The following is an 18,718-nucleotide window of genomic DNA, read 5'->3' on the forward strand; positions in this document are numbered from 1 at the left end:
CGCGCCGCGATAATTCCACGCTCGAATATTTGGCTTATGCGTCACGAGTCGCACAACGAGAGTGCGGCCGGCGCTGCGATGGCCCGGGGATTTCGACATGACTATTCGTCACCGCATCACGCTACTCATCGTTCTGATGTTCGTCGCGTTGTCCGCCATCGGCGGCTACGCGGTCTACCAGACGCGCCACAGCGCCGTCGACGTACGCCAGGTGACACAAGGCGTCGTGCCGAGCGCGCTGGCTTCCTCCGATCTCGTGGCGCTCGTGAAGGACGTGCAGCTCGCCACGATGACGCTCGTATACGCGCCCGATGCGAACATGGTCTCGCAGGCGCAAGACGACCTGAAGACCCGGGAAGCCGCGCTGCGCGCCGCGCTCGACGTGCAGCGCAAGGCCGCCGCGAGCCACGCGCAGGAAGGGCTCGTTGCGCAGGCCGGGGAGAGCGTCGCCAACTACTTCTCCGCGATCGACGACACCGCGAAGATGAAGGCGGCGGGCAAGAACGAACTGGCCCAGGCGTACCTCTTCGCCAACGTCGCGCAGTACCGCGACGAACTGGAGGGCATCGTCACGACGCTGCGCGTCGAGAAAAACCGCCAGAAGGACGAAGCGATCAAGGCCCTGAACGACACGCTCGACACCACCACGAGCGCGATTGCCGGCGTGACGGGCGGCGCGGTCGTGCTGCTCACGCTGATCGGCCTCCTGCTCTATCGCCAGATCACGCGCCCGCTCTCCGGCATGCAGGCGATGATGAGCGAGATCGCCGCGAGCCAGGACTTCACGCGCCGCGTGCCGGTGGGCCGCATGGACGAGATCGGTCACTCGATCGTGGCGTTCAACGGCATGATCGAGAAGATCCAGTTGAGCTCCGCGCAGCTCAAGCGCAAGACCGACGACATTCAGGCCATGCTGCAGAACATGCAGCAGGGCATTCTCACGGTGGTCGAAGGCGCGACCGTTCACAACGAATATTCGGCGTATCTGGAAGCGATCTTCGAAACGAACGAGATTGCAGGCCGTCCGCTCATGGACCTCGTGTTCGCGCACACGACGCTCGACGCGGATACGGTCGCGCAGATCGAAGCCGCCGTGGACGCGTGCCTCGGCGAAGAGAGCCTGAACTTCGCGTTCAACCAGCATCTGCTCGTCAACGAGATCACGCGCACGATGCCCGATGGCCGCGAGAAGGTGCTCGACCTGAGCTGGTCCGCGATCACGGACGAAAACGACGTGGTGGTGCGCCTCATGCTGTGCGTGCGCGACGTGACCGAGCTGCGCGAACTCGCGGCGGAAGCGGGCGAGCAAAAGCGCCGCTTGCAGATGATCGGCGAAATTCTTGCGGTAAGCGAAGAGAAGTTCCATCACTTCGTTGAGAGCGCCAAGGGCTTCATCCACGAGAACGAACGCATCATTCGCCAGCACGACTGCGCCGACATGGACGCCGTTGCCGCGCTGTTCCGCAACATGCACACCGTGAAGGGCAACGCACGCACGTATAGCCTGCAGCACCTCACGGGCGTGGTGCACGAAGTCGAGCAGCGCTACGACGCGCTGCGCCGCGAAGACCCGGACCACGAGTGGGATCAGCAGTCGCTGATTCAGGACCTCGAACGCGTCAAGGCTTCGCTCCAACATTACGCGACCATCAACACGGAAAGCCTCGGGCGCGGCGCGCGCGTGGCGGCGAGCGACGGCCGCGTGAGCGTGACGCGCGAGCAGATCGAAGCGAGCCTGCGCGCCATCGACGCCGCGCGCGACGACGACCTCGCGTCGCTGCGCGCCATGCGCCACACCGTGCGCGGGTTGCTGGCGCGCATCGGCACCGAGTCGCTGGGCGACGCGCTGGCGGGCGTGCTGGACTCGCTGCCCTCGCTGGCCGGCGAACTGGGCAAGGCGGCGCCTGTCGTGCGCATCGAAGACCACGGCTGCCGCCTCGTGAGCGCCGCAGCGCCCACCGTGAAGGACGTGTTCACGCATCTCTTGCGCAACTCGCTCGATCACGGCATCGAAATGCCGGCGCAGCGCCGTGCGCAAGGCAAGGACGAAGCGGGCCACATCGCCATCGCGGCGAACATCGAAGACGGCGCATTCAAGGTCACGCTCGCCGACGACGGCCGCGGCCTCGCGCTCGGGCGCATTCGCGCCATTGCGGTGGAGCGCGGCTGGCTTGCACAGGACGAAGCGGCGAGCGACGACACCATCGCCGGTTTCATCTTCCGCGCGGGCTTCTCGACCGCACAGCACGTGACGGAAGTGTCGGGCCGCGGCGTGGGTATGGATGCGGTGCGCGCGTTCCTCGAACGCGAAGGCGGCCGCATCGAACTGCGCTTTACGGACGATCGCAGCGGAGCGGACTATCGCCACTTCGAGACCATCGTTCATCTGCCGCGCGAATGGGCGGCGAACGGGACCGCAGGCGGCACCGGCGCGGATCGCGCCGCACACGAACAAACGCTGGCTGGCTAGTGCATGACGGGGGGTTGAAGTGGTGTTGCCGATCTTGTTGGGCGGCGCGATGGGCACCGGGCTGGTGGTGCTGGTCGCGCTGGTGATTTATGCGCGGCTGCGCTCGCGTTCGCGCCGGGCCTCCGAAGCGCAGCTTGCCGCACACGGCGCGGCGCTCGCGCAAGCCGAGGAGAACGCGGACGCCCGCGTGGCTGTCGTCGAGCAGGAAAGCGAGGCGCTTCACGCGCAGCTCGAAACGCTGCGCGCCGAGCTTGCGCAACGCCGGTCGCTCTCGGACGCGCTCGAAGCCGCGCTGGCCGAGGAGCGCGTGCGCAGCGAAGACGCCTTGCAGCGCGCTGCGCGCATTGCGGGCGAGGCCGCGCGGCTGCGGCTCATGTCGGCAACCTTCGAGCGCTGGCACGAGCAGATGATCTCGCTGATGGCGCAGAACCAGGACATGCACCGCAAGAACCAGGAGCTCTCCTCGATCGTGAGCCACGTGCTGATCGTCTCGCTCAACGCCTCGATCGAAGCGGCGCGCGCGGGCTCAGCGGGGCGCGGCTTCTCGATCGTCGCGGGCGAGGTGCGCGCGCTGGCCACGCGTTCTCAGGATCTCTCGAAGAGCTACCGCGACAGCCTGAACCGTAACGACCTCATTACGGCGGCGACCTTTCAGGACATCCAGGCAGGCGGCAAGATGATTGCGGCTTCGCTCGCCAGCGTGGAGTCGCTCTCGAACCAGTTGCAGACGCGTCTGGAAGAAGCGCGCGCCGGGGCCGAGGCATGATCGGTGCGCACGCAAAGGACAGCATCGAGCGCATCTTCTTTGCGGCGGCGCGCACGCGCCTCGTGACCGATGCGCAGCACAACTGCGAGATCGGCCCGTGTGCGGCCGACGCCGCGCAGGGCGCGCGCGTGGTGGTGCTCACGATCTCGTCGATGCAGTTTCGCCTGCTGTTGCTGCTGCATTTCGAAGACGACGAAGCCACGCGCCGCTACTACGTGGGCGACGCGCAGGGCGCGCTTACCGAAAGCTTCATGGAATTCGGCAACCTCTGCTGCGGGGCGATGAACCAGCAACTGGTGGAGCATTTTCCGGATCTGGGCATGTCCACGCCCTATGCGCTCAGCAGCGAATGCCTGCCCTATCTGCGCGAACTGAAACCGGACTACGTTTCCACCTACGCGCTGACGCTCGACCACAGCGTGCAGCTTGGCGCGACGCTGTGCGTCTGCTCGCAGACGGCGCTCGATTTCGTGGCGAACGCCGCCGACGTCGAAGCCCACGACAGCGCGGGCGAACTCGAACTATTTTGATCAACGACGCGCCGAACGGGGCGCGAAGGAGAGGGGCAGCATGGCAAAGATTCTGGTGGTGGACGATTCGAGCACGGTGCGCGACGAAGTGGCGGGCTTTCTGCGCAAGAACGGGCTGGACGTGGACACGGCGGTGGACGGCAAGGACGGCCTCGCGAAGCTGCGCGCGAACCCGGGCGTGAAGCTCGTGGTGAGCGACGTGAACATGCCCAACATGGACGGCCTCACGATGGTCGAGAAGATCCGCGGCGAACTCTCGAACACGGCGGTCAACGTGGTGATGCTGACGACGGAAAGCAGCCCCGCCATGAAGGAGCGCGGCAAGGCGGCCGGCGTGCGCGGCTGGATCGTGAAGCCGTTCAAGGGCGACGCGGTGCTGGAAACGTTTCGTAAGCTGGCGGGCTAAAGCTGGCCCCATTGGCCTCGCGGAATATTTCTGGCGTTTACATTCGATGACAACCGTCACGACGTAGCGCCGCTCGCACGGCGTTCGCCGTTACGCCGGAAATATTGCCCAACAATCCCGCCGTTGTCGCACTGGGGCCGCCCTGTTGTAATCCGCCGCTGATGACGCGAAGCGGGTGGGGGAATGGTCGAGCAGGGCGGCAACGACGAGGCGGGGCTCGCGCAGTGCATGGCCGATGCGCTGGGCGAGCGGCCGCTGAAGCTGGAGCGTCAGGTCTTCACGCACAGCGGCAATGCCGTGTACCGCGCGCGCATGGACGACGGTCGCTCGCTGGCCGTGCGCGTCAGCCCCGAAGCGCAAACGTTTTCTCATACCCGCTCGAATCTGGATGGGCTGCGCGGTCTGGGCCTGCCGGTGCAGACGGTGCTCGCGCAGGGCACCGTGGCCGCCGGCGGCGACTTCGTGGTGCTGGACTGGCTGCCCGGGCGCGATCTCTTCTACGCTTTTCCCACGCTCGATGCCAGGCAGGCCGAACGAATTGCGGAAACGATCGTGGCGTTCCAGTGCCGCGTTGCCACGCGCTTGCCCGTCGTGCCGGGCGGCGGCTTCGGCTGGGCCGCCATCGGCGGCCGCGCAACCCAGGCGCGCTGGACCGATGTGTTCGGCGCCCCCGCGCCGGCCTCGATGCATATCGCCATGCTCGCGCGCACGGATGCCACGCCGCTCGACCGTTTTCGCGCGCGCCTCGGCCTCGTGCGCGTTTCGCTGGAAGACTATTTCGCCACGCTGCGCCCGGTCTGCTTTCTCGATGACCTGACGATCAAGAACGTGCTGGTGGAGGAGGGGGAACTGAGCGGCCTCATCGACTTCGATTCCGTGTGCTACGGCGATCCCCTGCTCGTGCTCGGCTCGACGCTCGCGCATATCGACACGGAGGTGGGCGAGCGCGGCCGCCCCTATGCCGAGGCGCTGCTGCGCTGCTGGGCGCCGCAGGGCGTGCGCATGCGCGCAACGGCCTTCTATACCGCGCTGTGGGTCATCGGTTTTCTCTCGCAGGCTGTGGAGCAGCGCAACGAGGCGCGCATTCGCTGGCTCACCCCGGTCCTCGATCAATTGCTGGGCATCGGGGAGCGGGTGTGAGCGCGGAGCTCAGGGGACTCAGGGGACTCAGGCGGCGGCCATCACCTCGTCGGTCACGGCGGCGTTCGTGACCGATTTCGCCGGACTCAACAGCACCGGAATCGACTTCGACGTCGGCGTGCCCGCGCCATCGGCGACCGAGGAAAGCGGCACCAGCGGATTGGTCTCCGGGTAATACGCACCGAGGCAGCCGCGCGGAATGTCGTATTCCACCAGCAGGAAGTCTTCTACGTGCCGCTTCACGCCGTCGTCCCAGACGCTCGTGATGTCCACGTGCTGGCCCGGCGCGAAGCCCAGCATCGCAAGGTCTTCGCGATTCGCGAACAGCACGCGGCGCTGGCCGAACACGCCGCGATAGCGGTCGTCGAGACCGTAGATCGTTGTGTTGTACTGATCGTGCGAGCGCGTGGTCATGAGCGTCATGAGCCGCTTGCCGTGCGTGGCGCGGGCGCGGTGGATGGGCGTATCGAGCGCGATGGGATGCGCGACGAACTGCGCCTTGCCGCTCGGGGTCTTCCACACCCGGTCGCGCGAGGCCACGCCCAGGTGGAAGCCGCCCGGCGTCTTCAGCCGCTCGTTGTAGTTCTCGAAGCCGTCGAACACTTTTTCGATGCCGTCGCGGATCTTCGCATAATCGTTCGCGAGGCCGAGCCAGTCCACCTTGTCGCTGCCGAGCGTGGCGTGCGCCATGCGCGCGACGATGGCGATTTCGGACAGCAGGTTCGGCGAAGCGGGCCGGTTCATGCCGTACGAGATGTGCACCATGCTCATCGAGTCTTCCACGCTCACGCCTTGCGGCACGCCGTTCTGCAGATCGATTTCGGTGCGCCCGAGCGTGGGCAGGATCAGCGCGTCGCGGCCGTGGATCAGATGGCTGCGGTTGAGCTTGGTGGTCACGTGCACCGTGAGCTCGCATGCGCGCATGGCCTCCCACGTGCGCGGCGTGTCGGGCGTGGCGATCGAGAAGTTGCCGCCGAGGCCGATGAATACCTTCACGTGGCCTTCGAGCATGGCGTGGATCGTTTCCACCACGTCGTAGCCGTGCTCGCGCGGGGGCTCGAAATCGTAGGCCTGGCCGAGGCGGTCGAGAAACGCCTGGGTGGGCTTTTCCTCGATGCCCACCGTGCGGTCGCCCTGCACGTTCGAGTGGCCGCGCACCGGGCACAGCCCCGCGCCGCGCCGGCCGATGTTCCCGCGCATCATCATGAGGTTCGAGAGCAACTGGATGGTGGGCACCGAATTCTTGTGCTGCGTGAGGCCCATGCCCCACGTCGAGATCACGGCGCGCCCGTTCACGTAGATGTCCGCGAGCTTGAGCACGTCTTCCATCGGCAGGCCGGCTTCGGCCACGATCGTGTCCCACGATTCGCTGCGCAGGTCGGCGGCGAAGGCTTCGAAGCCCACCGTGTGCTCCGCGATGAAGTCCACGTCGAGAATGCGTTCGGTGCCGGCCGCGCAGGCCGCGTCGTCGAGTTCGATCACGCGTTTGGCCACGCCCTTGATGAGCGCGAAGTCGCCGCCGATGCGCGGGCGGATGAACACCGAGCTGATCTTCACGCCCGCGGGCGAGAGCATGTCGAGCGTGTGCTGCGGGCTCGCGAAGCGTTCGAGGCCGCGCTCCTTGAGCGGGTTGATCGAGACGATGGTCGCGCCGCGCTTCGCGCATTCGCGCAACTCGCCCAGCATGCGCGGGTGGTTGGTGGCGGGATTCTGGCCGAAGATGAGGAGCGTATCGGCATGCTCGAAGTCGTCGAGCGTGACCGTGCCCTTGCCGATGCCCACCGTGCCGGGCAGCCCGCGGCTCGTGGCTTCGTGGCACATGTTCGAGCAGTCGGGGAAGTTGTTCGTGCCGTACATGCGCACGAAGAGCTGGTAGAGGAACGCCGCCTCGTTGCTCGCGCGGCCCGAGGTGTAGAACGCTGCGCGGTTCGGGTTGTCCAGTGCCTTGAGGTGCTTCGCGATCAGTTTGAACGCGTCGTCCCAGGCGATGGGCACGTAGCGGTCGCGCGCGGCGTCGTAGACGAGCGGATCGGTGAGGCGCCCGTGCTGTTCCAGTTCGTAGTCGGACTGCGCCATCAGCTCGCTGACGGTGTGCGCTTCGAAGAAGGCCGGCGTCACGCGCTTGCCCGTCGCTTCGGCGGCCACGGCCTTCACGCCGTTCTCGCAGAACTCGAACGTGGAGGCATGCTCGCGGTCGGGCCAGGCGCAGCCGGGGCAGTCGAAGCCGTTGGGCTGGTTCTGCTTGAGCAGCATGCGGTAGTCGCCGCCCGGCACCTTTTCCTTGATCAGGTTGATGGCAACCTGCTTGAGGGCACCCCAGCCGGCGGCGGGATGATGATACGGCTCGATGCGGGCGGACGGCTTCTTCATGTTGCAGGATGCTGGAGTGCTGGGCACACGGGCCCGATGACCGCAAGCCTACTGTGTTCCTGTTGCGCCGGAGATCACAGAAAAACGGAAAGGGGAGGGATACAGTTGCGAGGATTTGGCATAGACTGCGGGGGTTGAGTTTCAGCCGCTTGCGACACGCGCCACTCTTGCAATCTTCGCCGCCCATGACCCGCTACGAACGCCTTGCCGACGATATCGAAGCCGCCGTGCGCCGCGGCGTGTTCGGGGCGGGCGAGCGCATTCCTTCCGTGCGGCGCGCGAGCGAGCAGCACGGGGTAAGCATCAAGACGGTGCTGCATGCCTACGCCCTGCTGGAGAGCCGCGGCGTGATCGAGTCGCGGCCGCAGTCGGGTTTCTTCGTGCGCGAAGCCATGCGCGCGCCCGCGGGCGGCGCGGCCGGCGCGGGGGCAACCCGGCTGGCTAATCCGGCTAATCTGGCTAATGGCGCGGGCGCACTAGCCCCGAAGCGCCGCGCGAGCCGCCCGTTGCCGCCCGCCGCCGCGCCGGTGGACGTGAGCCGCCTCGTGCTTTCCACGCTGCGCAGCATCGGCGCGCAGGACGCGGTGCCGCTGGGCTCGCCGTATCCGGACCCCTCGCTCTACCCCTGGCGGCGCATCAACCAGTACGCGAACGCCATCGCGCGCCGCCACGCGAGCTGGAACCTGATCGACGATCTGCCGCCCGGCAACCCCGAATTGATCCGCCAGATCGCGCGCCGCTACGCCGAAAACGGCATGCCGGTCGATCCCGAAGAGATCGTCGTGACCGTGGGCGCGACCGAGGCCATCAACCTGAGCCTGCAGGCCGTGGCTAAACCGGGCGACACGGTGGCGGTCGAATCGCCGACCTACTATGCGATGCTGCACGCCATCGAACGCCTCGGCATGCGCGCGATCGAAGTGAGCACGCATCCCGAGAGCGGCCTCGACCTCGAAGCGCTCGAACGCGTGCTCAAGCGCCAGAAGGTGGCCGCCTGCATGGTGATGCCGAACTTCCAGAATCCGCTGGGCTTTTGCATGCCCGACGCGCGCAAGGCGCAGCTCGTGGCGCTGGCCGCGGCGCACGACATGCCGCTGATCGAAAACGACGTCTATCAGGAGCTCCACTTCGGGCAGACCCGGCCCGCCTCGCTCAAGCATTTCGACACGCGGGGGCTGGTGCTGCATTGCGCATCGTTTTCGAAGAGCCTTTCGGCGTCGTATCGCATCGGCTGGGCCATGCCGGGCCGCTATCGCGCGCAGGTCGAAAAGCTCAAGTTCCTGAACACGCTGACGACCCCTTCGGTGCCCCAGGTCGCGCTCGCCGACTATCTGCGCCACGACGGCTACGACCGCCACCTGCGCCGCGTGCGCCGCTTCTACCGGCAACAGGCGCGGCTCATGCGGGCGGCGGTGCAGCGCTGCTTTCCGGCGGGCACGCGCACGTCCGACCCGCAGGGCGGCTACGTGCTGTGGGTGGAACTGCCGGACAGCGTCGATTCGATGCGGCTCTATCAGGCGGCCCTCGCGCGCGGCATCACGATCGGGCCCGGCTACATGTTTTCGATGCGCAACGACTTCCACCACTACATCCGCCTGAACTACAGCTACCCCTGGACGGCGCAGACCGAGGCGGCGCTCAAGACGCTCGGCGATCTCGTCGCGCAGATGGCCTCAGGAGAGAGACGATGACCCGAAACGACGACAACGACGACAACGAAGATAACGACGCCATCGACGAGAGCGGCGAAGGCATCGATCCGGTTCTCGTGGCCGTGCTCGCGCAGCTCTGGCGCGCGGAGCGCGAGACGCCGGGGCGGGCGTGGTCGCTTGCGAAGCTCTCGAAACAGGCCGGCGTGCCCATGAGCGGATTGCGCAGACAATTGACGGCACTCGTGGACAGCGCGCTCGTGGTGACGACGCTGGCGGAAGACGGCACGGGCTCGGCGAGCCTTTCCGAAGCGGGCCGCGCGCTGTGCGCGGAGGTGTTCGGCGAGGATGCGCCGGCAGGACCGGAAGGCGGCGAAGCCTGAAATGGCTCGCCCCAGGACAGGTTGTCCCGCAGACGCTAAGCTAGACCCCGGCAGCACTCCATCGATCATTACGACAACATGCCATGGATTACGTTGATAGCCTGCGGATCTTCCGCTCCGTGGTCGAGGCGCGCAGCTTCACGCGCGCGGCGGACATGCACGGAGTCACTACACCGGTCGTCTCGCGCACGATTGCGCGGCTCGAAAAGCGCCTCGGCAGCCGGCTCTTTCACCGCACCACGCGCGCCGTTTCGCTGACCGAAGCGGCCGAGCGTTTCTACGACGGCTGCTGCCGCGTGCTGGACGACCTCGACACGCTGGAGGCCGACGCCTCCGTGCAGACGCGCGAGGCAAGCGGCGTACTGAGGCTCGTGGCCCACACCACGGCCACGGTGAACCGGCTCGTGCCGCTCATTTCCAGCTTCAAGCGCGCGCATCCCATGGTGAGCCTCGACGTGATGCTTACGGAGCGCCCCGTCGATCTCGTGGCGGACGGCTTCGACCTGGGCCTCGTGCTGCCGTTCATGCTCAACAACGACACTACCGTCACGCGCCTGCTCGAACGCATCCCGCTCGCGCTCGTCACGACGCCGGCCTGGGTTGCGGAGCACCGGCTGCCCGTGCGCCCCGAGGATCTCGCGCAGCACGCCTTCGTCACCATGCCGCCCTCGCTGCGCAAGCCCGAACTGACGTTCCGCAAGGGCAACGAGGAAGTGAGCATGGTGATGCGGCACGAAGTGGCGTCGAACAATCCCGTGTTCAACCGCGAGATGGTGCTGGAGGGTTTCGGCATCGGGGTGCTGCCCACGTCGCTCGTGACGGCGGAACTGGCGGCGGGCAAGCTCGTGGTCTTGCTCGAGGACTACGAAATCGTCAACGCGTCCATCGAAATCCGCCTCGCCTACACCACGCGCACGCTGCTGCCCGCGAAGGTGCGCGCCTTTATCGACCACGCCACGGCGTTTTACGAAGACATGGGGCAGGAGCCTTTTCAACCGGAGCCGGTCCGGACCGTCAAGGCGAAAGCGAAATGAAGGTTTGAGCGTCATTATTGCCGCGGCGTTCACAATCTGATGCCGTGGCTGACGCTTGTGGCGGACCAGGGCGCCCGCTAATCTGTGCGTATGCACAGACAGCCCGCTCATTCCGCTTATTCCGCTTATTCCGCTCATTCCGCTCATTCCGCTCATTCCGCTCGATCCCGGCAACCCCAGCCACCCGGCAAGCAGCTTCCCGAGCATGACGACTGCTTTGCCGTGCGCCAGGCCGCCCGCCATCTGTCGCAGCTTTACGAGCGGCACCTTTCGGCCGCCGGGCTTACGCCGACGCAGTTCAGCATACTCGGCATGCTGGGGCGGGGGCCGAGCCTGACGATGGTCGAACTGGCCCAGGCGCTGGTGATGGAGCGCACGACGCTCGTGCGCGCACTGCGGCCGTTGTTGCGCAGCGGACTGGTGGCCGACGCCGCGATCACCCGCCGCCGCCAGTTGACGCTGACGCCGGGCGGCGAGGCGCGTCTTGCCGCGGCGGGCGTGCATTGGCGGGCGGCGCAGGACGAGTTCGAGCGCCGCTTCGGCCCGCGTCGGGCAGCGTGGCTGCGGCGCGAGCTGTTCCGCGTCACGCGCGCGGTTTGAGCGGGCCCGGGCATGCAGCGCTATTGTTCCTGAGCGTGAATGGCGCAGCCGCGTTTTTTCTTATCCCAATTCGTGCATATACACAGGTGATCGACATGTCGAGTCCTTCCACTCCCGTCTCGGGTCAGGGCGCGCCGGCCGCCGGACGCGCAGAGGCGCGCAGGCTGCCATGGATGGCGCTGGCTGTCGGCGCCGTCGTGCTGGTGCTCGCCGCAGCGGCCGGCGACTGGCTGCTGGTGCTGCGCTTCGAGCAGACCACCGACGACGCCTACGTGGGCGGCAATGTCACGGTGATGGCGCCGCGCGTGAGCGGCTTCGTGGACGAGATCCCCGTGCAGGACAACCAGTATGTGCACGCGAATCAGGTTTTGATCCGCCTCGACGCGCGCGACTACGACGCGAAGCTTGCCGAGGCCAACGCCGAAGTGGACAGCGCATGCGCCGCCGTTGCCGAGCTCAAGGCACGCGAGACGCTGCAGGCGGCCGTCATCAACCAGAACCAGGCCGAAGTACGCGCCTCGAATGCCGAGCTCACGCGCAGCGCCCAGGACCAGGCGCGCTACCGCGCTCTCGTGAAGGACGACGCCGTGTCGAACCAGCTCGCGGAGCGTGCCGATGCCGACTACCTGAAGGCCCAGGCCTCGGTGGCGAGCAGCGGGGCGGCCGTGCAGGCCGCGCAGCGCCAGATGGACGTGCTGGCCGCGCAGATCAACGACGCCCAGGCTCGCGTGGCCACCGCCGAGGCGAACCAGCGGCTCGCGGCGCTGAACGTCGAATACACGACGATCCGCGCGCCCGTGGACGGGTATATCGGCAACCGCACGGCGCGCGTGGGCATGCTCGCGAACGCGGGCGCGCCGCTCCTGACCGTGGTGCCGGCTTCCGACCTGTGGGTGGACGCGAACTTCAAGGAAGACCAGTTGAAGAAGATGCACGCGGGCGATCGCGCCGATGTCGAACTCGACGCGGCGAGCGGCGCGCTGCACGGCTACGTGGAGAGCCTCGCGCCCGCCACGGGTGCGACCTTTAGCGTGTTGCCGCCCGAAAACGCCACGGGCAACTTCACGAAGATCGTGCAGCGCGTGCCGGTGCGGATTCGCCTTGAGGTGCCCAAAGGCATGGAGGGCGTGCTGCGCCCGGGCCTCTCCGCCACCGTGAAGGTGTACCTCGGCGACACCGTGCAGACGGCGTCGGCGCACTGAAAAGGGTGAGCGACATGAACGCCCCCCACACCGAGGCCACGCTGGAGCGGCCATTCGCGCCGCCCGCCGCGAAGTCTGCGGCGGCCTCCGCGCCCAGGCCGCTCGAACCGCATCTCCAGCCCATGGCGCAGCGCGCGTTCGCGTTCGCGCTCATGTGCATCGGCTTTTTCATGGCGACGCTCGACATCCAGATCGTCGCCTCTTCGCTGCGCGATATCGGCGGCGGTCTTTCCGCGAGCCAGGACGAGCTTTCCTGGGTGCAGACCGCTTACCTGATTGCCGAGATCATCGTGATCCCCATGTCGGGCTGGCTCTCGAAGGTGTTGTCCACGCGCTGGCTGTTCGTCAGTTCGGCGGTGGGCTTCACGATCACCAGCATGCTGTGCGGCCTCGCCTGGGACATCAATTCGATGATCCTCTTTCGCGGCCTGCAAGGGGCGCTCGGCGCGGCCATGATCCCCACCGTGTTCACCACCGCCTTCATGCTGTTCCCCGGCAAGCAGCGGCTCGTTGCGTCCACCACCATCGGCGCGCTTGCTTCGCTCGCGCCGACCATCGGCCCCGTGATCGGCGGGTGGATTACCGATCAGTGGTCGTGGCATTGGCTCTTCTATCTGAACCTCCTGCCGGGCATAGCCGTGGCCGTGCTGGTGCCGCGCTACGTGCACGTGGACGAGCCGGATCTCTCGCTGCTCAGGCGCGGCGACTATCGGGGCATTGCGCTGATGTCGGGGTTTCTCGGCTGCCTCGAATACGTGCTCGAAGAAGGGCCGCGCAAGAACTGGTTCGGCGACCACGTGATCGTGGCCTGCACGTGGATCTCGGCCATCTGCGGTTTTCTCTTCATCGTTCACGCGATGACCGCGAAAGACCCCATCGTCGATCTGCGCGCGCTGGCCGTGCGCAACTTCGGCATTGGCAGCCTGCTCTCGTTCGTGACCGGCATCGGTATTTTCGTGTCGGTGTTCCTCACGCCGCTCTTTCTCGCCGAAGTGCGCGGCTTCAGTTCCCTGCAGATTGGCCTCTCGCTGCTTTCGGTGGGCGTGTTCCAGTTGCTTGCGCTGGGCGTATACGCGTTTTCCACGCGCTATTTCAGCATGCGCGCGCTGATGGTGTTCGGCCTCGTCATGTTCGGGCTCGGCTGCTACCTGTATGTGCCGCTCACGCACGACTGGGGCTGGCAGCAGTTCCTGCTGCCGCAGGCGTTGCGCGGCATCGGCCAGCAGTTCGCGGTGCCGCCCATCGTGACGATGTCGCTCGGGTCGCTGCCGCCCTCGCGGCTCAAGTCGGCCAGCGGCCTCTTCAACCTGATGCGCAACCTGGGCGGCGCGATCGGCATTGCCGTGAGCGCGACCCTGCTCAACGACCGTCTGAACTTCCACTATCTGCGCCTGAACGAGAGCGTCACGTATGGGCAGCCGCAGGTGGAGTCGCTGCTGGCGGGGCAGACCTCGTACTGGTCGTCGGTGGCGGGCGACGCGCTCGACGCCGGCGCGGCAGGGCTCGCGCACCTGCATGCGCTCGTGCTGCGCGAGGCCCTCGTGCTCACGTTCTCCGACACGTTTTTCGTTCTTTCCCTGTGCTTCGTGGTTGCCATTGCGAGCGTGATTTTCTCGAAGCCGATCACGCTGGGCGCGCCGCCGCCCGACGCTCACTGAGCCCCGGAGGTCAACATGGCATCTTCTTCGAACCTGTTTGCGCGGCGCGTTGCGCGCACGTTCATGACATCGCTCGCGAGCGCGGTGCTCGCGGCCTGCGCGGTGCAGCCCGCGACGCACGCCGACCTGCCGGCCGCGGTTCGCGCAACGGCGCCCGAAGCGTGGCGCATCGACATGCCGCAAAGCGCCGTGGATGCGCAAACGTGGTGGGCGCAATTCGGCGACGCGACGCTGAACCCGTTGCTCGACACGGTGCTGCACGGCAACCTGGACCTTCAGGCCGCCGCGGAACGCGTGAAGCAGGCGCAGTCGATCACCACGCAAAAGCACGCCGTGCTGCTGCCGCAACTGGACTTCACGGCGCAGGGCGCGTACCAGCGCGAGAACGTGCCGCCGCCGCTCGGCTATGCGAAACAGGCCGGCGCGGGCCTCGCGCTCTCCTGGGCACCCGACGTGTTCGGCGGCGAGCGGCTCGATCTGCTGGCGGCCCAGTCGAACCTCGTGGGGCAGCAGCATGCGCTCGACGCGGTGCGGCTCGCGCTGGCGGCCGATACGGCTTCGGCCTACGTAGATCTGCGCTGGGCACAGGCGGAATTGAAAATTCTTCAGGATAACGTATCGATCCGGCAGCGTGCGCTGGCGCTCACGCAGGACCGCCTGAAGTACGGCCTCTCCACCCAGCTCGACGTGACGCGCGCACAGACGCAACTGAGCGAACTCCAGGCACGCATTCCGCGCGCGCAGGCGAGCATCGAGCATCAGTTGAACCTGATCGCGGTCTATACGGGCCGCACGCCGGAGTCGGTCGCGCAGCTTGCGCTCGCGACACCCGCGCCGATTCCGGCGGCCCCGGCAAGCGCCCCCCAACTGCTGCCTTCGGAGGCGCTGCTGCGCCGGCCCGACGTGCTGGCGGCCTATGCAACCGTCGAACAGCGCGCCGCCGAAGTGGGCGTGGCGCGCGCGCAGCGCTACCCGAAGTTTTCGCTGAACCTCACGGACGGCGTGCTGGCCGCCTCGTATCTCGGCTTGCCGACGCTGACCGACAACCTCTTCGGCGCGGCGCTCGGCGCGACGAGCCCGATCTTCAACGCGGGCCGCATTAGTGCCGGCATCGACCAGAGCGAGAGCCGCATGCGCGAATCGCAGCTCGATTTGCAGCAGACCTTGCTGCAGGCGCTGCGCGAAGTGGAGGACAGCCGGACCGATCTCGTGAGCACGGCCGGCGAAACGCAGCAATTGACGCGCGCCGTGGCGGCGTCTTCGCAAGCGCTCACGCTCGCGAACCAGCTCTACAAGGGCGGCGCCACCGACTTTCTCGACGTGCTCACGGCGCAGCAGACCTACCTCGCCGATGCGGACCTGCTCAACCAGGCGCAGCGCGAGCACGCGCTCGCGGCGGTGGCGCTGTACCGCTCGTTGGGCGGCGGCTGGAGCCAGAGCGGCGACGTGATTGCGAAGACCGCCGATGCGCCGCGCGGCTGAAACCGTGGGAGCCGTGGCGCAACGTCCGCGCGGCGGCCCCGTCAACGGCAAGACGCTAGGCGCGGGTCTCGTCGAACGCCGCCGCGCGCCACTGCGCGGGCGTCATGCCCACATGGCGCTTGAACATGCGCTGGAAGGCAGCATCGGACTGATAACCCACCGCTTCGCCGATGTCGGCCACGGGCTGGCTGCCGTGCGCGAGCATGCGGCCCGCGAGCGTCATGCGGATTTCGGTGAGCACGTCCGCGGCCGAGCGGCCGAAGGCTTCGTCGAAATGACGCGCGAAGGTGGCGCGCGACATGTGGCAGAGCCCGGCGAGCTCGGGCAGCGTCCAGGCTTGACCGGGCGCCTCGAACATCGCGTCGATGGCCGGCTGCAGACGCGGGCGCTGGGCCAGCGCGAGCAGCCCGCGCGGCGGCGTTTCGGCGGCGCTCGCATAGCGCAGCGTGAGCGCGAAGAGCGCGCCCGAAAGATGGTTCACGAGCGATTCGCTGCCTGCCGCCGCTTCGAGCGCCTCGTCGCGCATGAGCGCGATGAGCTGTACGAGCCGCTCGGGCGGTGCGCCCGGCGACTGCGCGCTGCGCACGACGAGCCGCGCGGGCAGGTTCTCGCGCAACAGGCGCTGCGGGACGGCGGGCAGCAGGAAGCGGCCGCACAGGAGATCGGCGCTGGCGCCCACGCCCTGATTCGTTTCCACGGTCAGGCCGTTTTGCGTCTGCCGCTGCGCAGCGGCAGCCCGCTCGCCGCTGCCGTCGTGCAGCGTGTGCGCCCCGCCGGCGGGGAAGAGGGCAATGTCGCCGGCATGCATCGCGACGGGGGCGCCGTGGGCATCCTCGAGCACGGCCTCGCCGCTCAGCAGGATGTGATACGAGATCTCGCGCGCCTGCGCAGGCGGCTGTTCGATGCGCCAGGGCGCGCCGAAGTGGCAGCGCACGTCCAGACGCCCGGTGATGGGCATGAGCGCAAGCAGGCGGCTGAGCAGGTCCATGGCGGCAGGCCTCGGGGCAAGAAAGTGATGAGACGATCGAGCATGAATTTGCGCAATTCTGGCATTAAAAAGGGCGGTCTGCACGACTAGACTGGCATCACGCCATCGACGATGGCGATGCAAACCACCCAACTGCAAGGAGTCGATCATGTCCCGTTTCACCGCTATCCAGCCCGAAGCCGCCACTGGCGCCGCCGCCGAACTCTTCGCGAAGATCCGCAAGGCCGCCGGCAAAGTGCCGAACCTGTATGCCACGCTCGGCACGCACAGCCCCGAAGCCTTGCGCATGGCGCTCGATCTCGACGCCGTGCTTGCCGGCGGCGCGCTCTCGAAGCAGGACATCGAAACGGTGAAGCTCGCGGTGAGCGAAGTGGCGGGCTGTGATTACTGTGTGGCGGCCCATACGACGATCGGCAAGTTCGCCGGTCTCGCGCCGCAAGCCATGAAGCAGATTCGCGCGGGCGAGCCCACCGGCGACGCGAAGCGCGATGCCCTGGTGCATTTCGTGCGGGCACTCGTGACCACCTACGGCACCTTACCCGAAAACGAGGTGAACGCGATTCGCGAAGCCGGCTATACGGAGCGCCAGATCATCGAGATCTCGCTCGCGGTGGCGACGATCACGTTCACGAATCTCGTGAACCGCGTGAACGACACGACGCTGGATTTCCCGGCCGTGGCGTAAGCGCTTTTGCCAACCTGCGTGCGTCGGCGCTGCGAAGTCGTGACATAAAACGTGCCACTGTGTACGAAGTTTGCCTCGACGAAAGCCTTTGATTGTGTGCATATGCATACATAGAATGAAGCGGCGCACGCAGTCTGTATTTGACGGAGGATCGAAGATGAGCATTCGCGAGATCGTTTTATGCGAGCCGGTACGCACGGCAATCGGCGGATTCAACGGCGCGCTCAAGGGCGTGCCGGCGACGGCATTGGGCGCGGCGGTCGTGCGCGAAACGCTCGCGCGCGCGAAGCTCGATCCGGGGACGCTCGGCTCCGTGGTGATGGGCAACGTGATCCAGGCGGGCAACAAGATGAACCCGGCGCGCCAGGCGGAACTGGGCGGCGGCGTGCCGGTTTCGGTGCCGGCGCTCACGGTGAACCGGGTGTGCGGGTCGGGCGCGCAGGCCGTGGCGAGCGCCGCGCAGGAAGTGCTGCTGGGTCTTGCCGACGTGGCGCTCGCGGGCGGCATGGAGAACATGGATCGCGCGCCGTATCTTCTCGACGGCGGCCGCTGGGGCTATCGCATGGGCAACGCCGAGATTCACGACAGCATGCTGCGCGACGGCCTCGTCGATGCGTTCTCGGGCGAGCATTCGGGCTGGCATACCGAAGACCTCGTTGCGAAGGTGCAGCTCACGCGCGAAGAGCAGGACCGCTTCGCCGCGCGCTCGCAGCAGCGCTTCACGGCAGCGCAGGCGGCGGGGCGCTTTCGTGAGGAGATCGTCGGCGTGGAAGTGAAGGGCAAGAAGGGCGCCGAGGTGTTCGACACCGACGAAGCGCCGCGCCCCGATACGACAGCCGAGGGGCTCGCGAAGCTGCGTCCCGCGTTTCGTGCCGATGGCACGATCACGGCGGGCAATGCGCCGGGTCTGAACAGCGCGGCGTCGGCCATGCTGGTCGCCGATCGCGCGTTCGCCGAAGCGAAGGGCATCGTGCCCATGGTGCGGCTTGCCGCATGGGGCGTGGCAGCCGTCGAGCCGGGCCTCTTCGGGCTCGGGCCGGTGCCGGCGGTGAAGCTTGCGCTGGAGCACGCGGGCTGGTCGCTCGCGGACGTCGAGCGCTTCGAGATCAACGAGGCATTCGCGGCCGTGCCGCTCGCGGTCATCAAGCAACTCGGCATTCCCGAGGACATCGTGAACGTGGAAGGCGGCGCCATCGCGCACGGGCATCCCATCGGCGCGACCGGCGCGATTCTGACCACGCGTCTTGCATGGTCGATGCGGCGCGACGGCATACGCCGCGGCGTGGTCACACTGTGCATCGGTGGTGGCCAGGGTATCGCGCTGGCGCTCGAGAACGTATGATGAAGAGGCGCCG

General features: G+C 67.2%; 16 protein-coding genes. 14 read left to right on the top strand and 2 right to left on the bottom strand.

Translation table 11 applies throughout. The features are described from left to right. Positions 1–97 precede the first annotated feature (97 nt). The 5 genes from BFE01S_RS39400 to BFE01S_RS19930 all read left to right on the top strand — a co-directional run bounded on the left by BFE01S_RS39400 (position 98) and on the right by BFE01S_RS19930 (position 5,312). Positions 98–2,470: an ATP-binding protein gene (locus BFE01S_RS39400; protein ID WP_042338008.1), complete on the top strand. Its 2,373-nt coding sequence runs from the start codon at positions 98–100 to the stop codon at positions 2,468–2,470. A 19-nt stretch (positions 2,471–2,489) separates the two neighbouring features. Next, on the top strand, positions 2,490–3,236 hold the full coding sequence (locus tag BFE01S_RS19915; protein WP_028227011.1) for a methyl-accepting chemotaxis protein: 747 nt from the start codon (positions 2,490–2,492) through the stop codon (positions 3,234–3,236). Further along, positions 3,233–3,766, top strand: coding sequence for a hypothetical protein (locus BFE01S_RS19920; protein ID WP_028227012.1), 534 nt, complete (start codon positions 3,233–3,235; stop codon positions 3,764–3,766). Before BFE01S_RS19915 ends, BFE01S_RS19920 begins: the two co-directional genes overlap by 4 nt. A gap of 40 nt (positions 3,767–3,806) precedes the next feature. Continuing rightward, positions 3,807–4,172, top strand: coding sequence for a response regulator (locus BFE01S_RS19925; protein WP_028227013.1), 366 nt, complete (start codon positions 3,807–3,809; stop codon positions 4,170–4,172). Between the two features lie 183 nt (positions 4,173–4,355). Continuing rightward, positions 4,356–5,312 (top strand): phosphotransferase family protein, encoded by a 957-nt coding sequence (locus tag BFE01S_RS19930; RefSeq protein ID WP_028227014.1) that lies wholly within the window; start codon positions 4,356–4,358, stop codon positions 5,310–5,312. Positions 5,313–5,339: 27 nt separating this feature from the next. Here the strand turns inward: BFE01S_RS19930 and BFE01S_RS19935 are convergent, their stop codons facing one another. Beyond that, positions 5,340–7,682 (bottom strand): FdhF/YdeP family oxidoreductase, encoded by a 2,343-nt coding sequence (locus BFE01S_RS19935; RefSeq protein ID WP_028227015.1) that lies wholly within the window; start codon positions 7,680–7,682, stop codon positions 5,340–5,342. A 185-nt stretch (positions 7,683–7,867) separates the two neighbouring features. On the opposite strand from BFE01S_RS19935, the gene BFE01S_RS19940 reads away from it, so the two are divergent. The 7 genes from BFE01S_RS19940 to BFE01S_RS19970 all read left to right on the top strand — a co-directional run bounded on the left by BFE01S_RS19940 (position 7,868) and on the right by BFE01S_RS19970 (position 15,690). Then, a complete protein-coding gene (locus BFE01S_RS19940; protein WP_028227016.1) occupies positions 7,868–9,373 on the top strand; it encodes an aminotransferase-like domain-containing protein in 1,506 nt (501 codons plus the stop codon). After that, the gene (locus tag BFE01S_RS19945; RefSeq protein WP_042338010.1) at positions 9,370–9,714 is read left to right on the top strand and encodes a hypothetical protein; all 345 of its coding nucleotides are present in this window, start codon (positions 9,370–9,372) and stop codon (positions 9,712–9,714) included. The genes BFE01S_RS19940 and BFE01S_RS19945 overlap by 4 nt, the downstream gene beginning before the upstream one ends. A gap of 83 nt (positions 9,715–9,797) precedes the next feature. After that, positions 9,798–10,748, top strand: a complete 951-nt coding sequence (locus tag BFE01S_RS19950) for a LysR family transcriptional regulator (RefSeq protein WP_028227018.1) — start codon at positions 9,798–9,800, stop codon at positions 10,746–10,748. Between the two features lie 222 nt (positions 10,749–10,970). Next, entirely contained in the window at positions 10,971–11,348 is a 378-nt protein-coding gene (locus BFE01S_RS19955) for a MarR family winged helix-turn-helix transcriptional regulator (RefSeq protein ID WP_028227019.1), read from the top strand. A 95-nt stretch (positions 11,349–11,443) separates the two neighbouring features. After that, a complete protein-coding gene (locus BFE01S_RS19960; RefSeq protein WP_028227020.1) occupies positions 11,444–12,550 on the top strand; it encodes an HlyD family secretion protein in 1,107 nt (368 codons plus the stop codon). Between the two features lie 122 nt (positions 12,551–12,672). Continuing rightward, entirely contained in the window at positions 12,673–14,208 is a 1,536-nt protein-coding gene (locus tag BFE01S_RS19965) for a DHA2 family efflux MFS transporter permease subunit (protein ID WP_042338061.1), read from the top strand. Between the two features lie 63 nt (positions 14,209–14,271). Continuing rightward, on the top strand, positions 14,272–15,690 hold the full coding sequence (locus tag BFE01S_RS19970; protein WP_028227022.1) for an efflux transporter outer membrane subunit: 1,419 nt from the start codon (positions 14,272–14,274) through the stop codon (positions 15,688–15,690). Between the two features lie 55 nt (positions 15,691–15,745). Here the strand turns inward: BFE01S_RS19970 and BFE01S_RS19975 are convergent, their stop codons facing one another. After that, a complete protein-coding gene (locus BFE01S_RS19975; RefSeq protein WP_028227023.1) occupies positions 15,746–16,678 on the bottom strand; it encodes an AraC family transcriptional regulator in 933 nt (310 codons plus the stop codon). Between the two features lie 148 nt (positions 16,679–16,826). Between BFE01S_RS19975 and BFE01S_RS19980 the strand changes: the two genes are divergently transcribed. Both BFE01S_RS19980 and BFE01S_RS19985 read left to right on the top strand, forming a co-directional pair. Then, positions 16,827–17,363 carry a carboxymuconolactone decarboxylase family protein gene (locus BFE01S_RS19980; RefSeq protein ID WP_028227024.1) on the top strand — a complete coding sequence of 179 codons (537 nt, stop codon included), beginning with the start codon at positions 16,827–16,829 and terminating at the stop codon, positions 17,361–17,363. 157 nt (positions 17,364–17,520) lie between these two features. Further along, complete coding sequence (locus BFE01S_RS19985; protein ID WP_028227025.1) at positions 17,521–18,705, top strand: thiolase family protein; 1,185 nt, start codon at positions 17,521–17,523, stop codon at positions 18,703–18,705. The last annotated feature ends 13 nt before the right edge of the window (positions 18,706–18,718 follow it).

Source organism: Paraburkholderia ferrariae NBRC 106233, assembly GCF_000685035.1.
Lineage (GTDB): Bacteria > Pseudomonadota > Gammaproteobacteria > Burkholderiales > Burkholderiaceae > Paraburkholderia > Paraburkholderia ferrariae.

Bases quoted from the DNA above. Each gene is read 5' to 3' on its own strand.
- BFE01S_RS19970 (WP_028227022.1), top strand. From the start codon at position 14,272: ATGACATCGCTCGCGAGCGCGGTGCTCGCGGCCTGCGCGGTGCAGCCC.
- BFE01S_RS19935 (WP_028227015.1), bottom strand. From the start codon at position 7,682: ATGAAGAAGCCGTCCGCCCGCATCGAGCCGTATCATCATCCCGCCGCC.
- BFE01S_RS19975 (WP_028227023.1), bottom strand. From the start codon at position 16,678: ATGGACCTGCTCAGCCGCCTGCTTGCGCTCATGCCCATCACCGGGCGT.
- BFE01S_RS19930 (WP_028227014.1), top strand. From the start codon at position 4,356: ATGGTCGAGCAGGGCGGCAACGACGAGGCGGGGCTCGCGCAGTGCATG.
- BFE01S_RS19980 (WP_028227024.1), top strand. From the start codon at position 16,827: ATGTCCCGTTTCACCGCTATCCAGCCCGAAGCCGCCACTGGCGCCGCC.
- BFE01S_RS19920 (WP_028227012.1), top strand. From the start codon at position 3,233: ATGATCGGTGCGCACGCAAAGGACAGCATCGAGCGCATCTTCTTTGCG.
- BFE01S_RS39400 (WP_042338008.1), top strand. From the start codon at position 98: ATGACTATTCGTCACCGCATCACGCTACTCATCGTTCTGATGTTCGTC.
- BFE01S_RS19985 (WP_028227025.1), top strand. From the start codon at position 17,521: ATGAGCATTCGCGAGATCGTTTTATGCGAGCCGGTACGCACGGCAATC.
- BFE01S_RS19940 (WP_028227016.1), top strand. From the start codon at position 7,868: ATGACCCGCTACGAACGCCTTGCCGACGATATCGAAGCCGCCGTGCGC.
- BFE01S_RS19960 (WP_028227020.1), top strand. From the start codon at position 11,444: ATGTCGAGTCCTTCCACTCCCGTCTCGGGTCAGGGCGCGCCGGCCGCC.
- BFE01S_RS19925 (WP_028227013.1), top strand. From the start codon at position 3,807: ATGGCAAAGATTCTGGTGGTGGACGATTCGAGCACGGTGCGCGACGAA.
- BFE01S_RS19965 (WP_042338061.1), top strand. From the start codon at position 12,673: ATGGCGCAGCGCGCGTTCGCGTTCGCGCTCATGTGCATCGGCTTTTTC.
- BFE01S_RS19945 (WP_042338010.1), top strand. From the start codon at position 9,370: ATGACCCGAAACGACGACAACGACGACAACGAAGATAACGACGCCATC.
- BFE01S_RS19950 (WP_028227018.1), top strand. From the start codon at position 9,798: ATGGATTACGTTGATAGCCTGCGGATCTTCCGCTCCGTGGTCGAGGCG.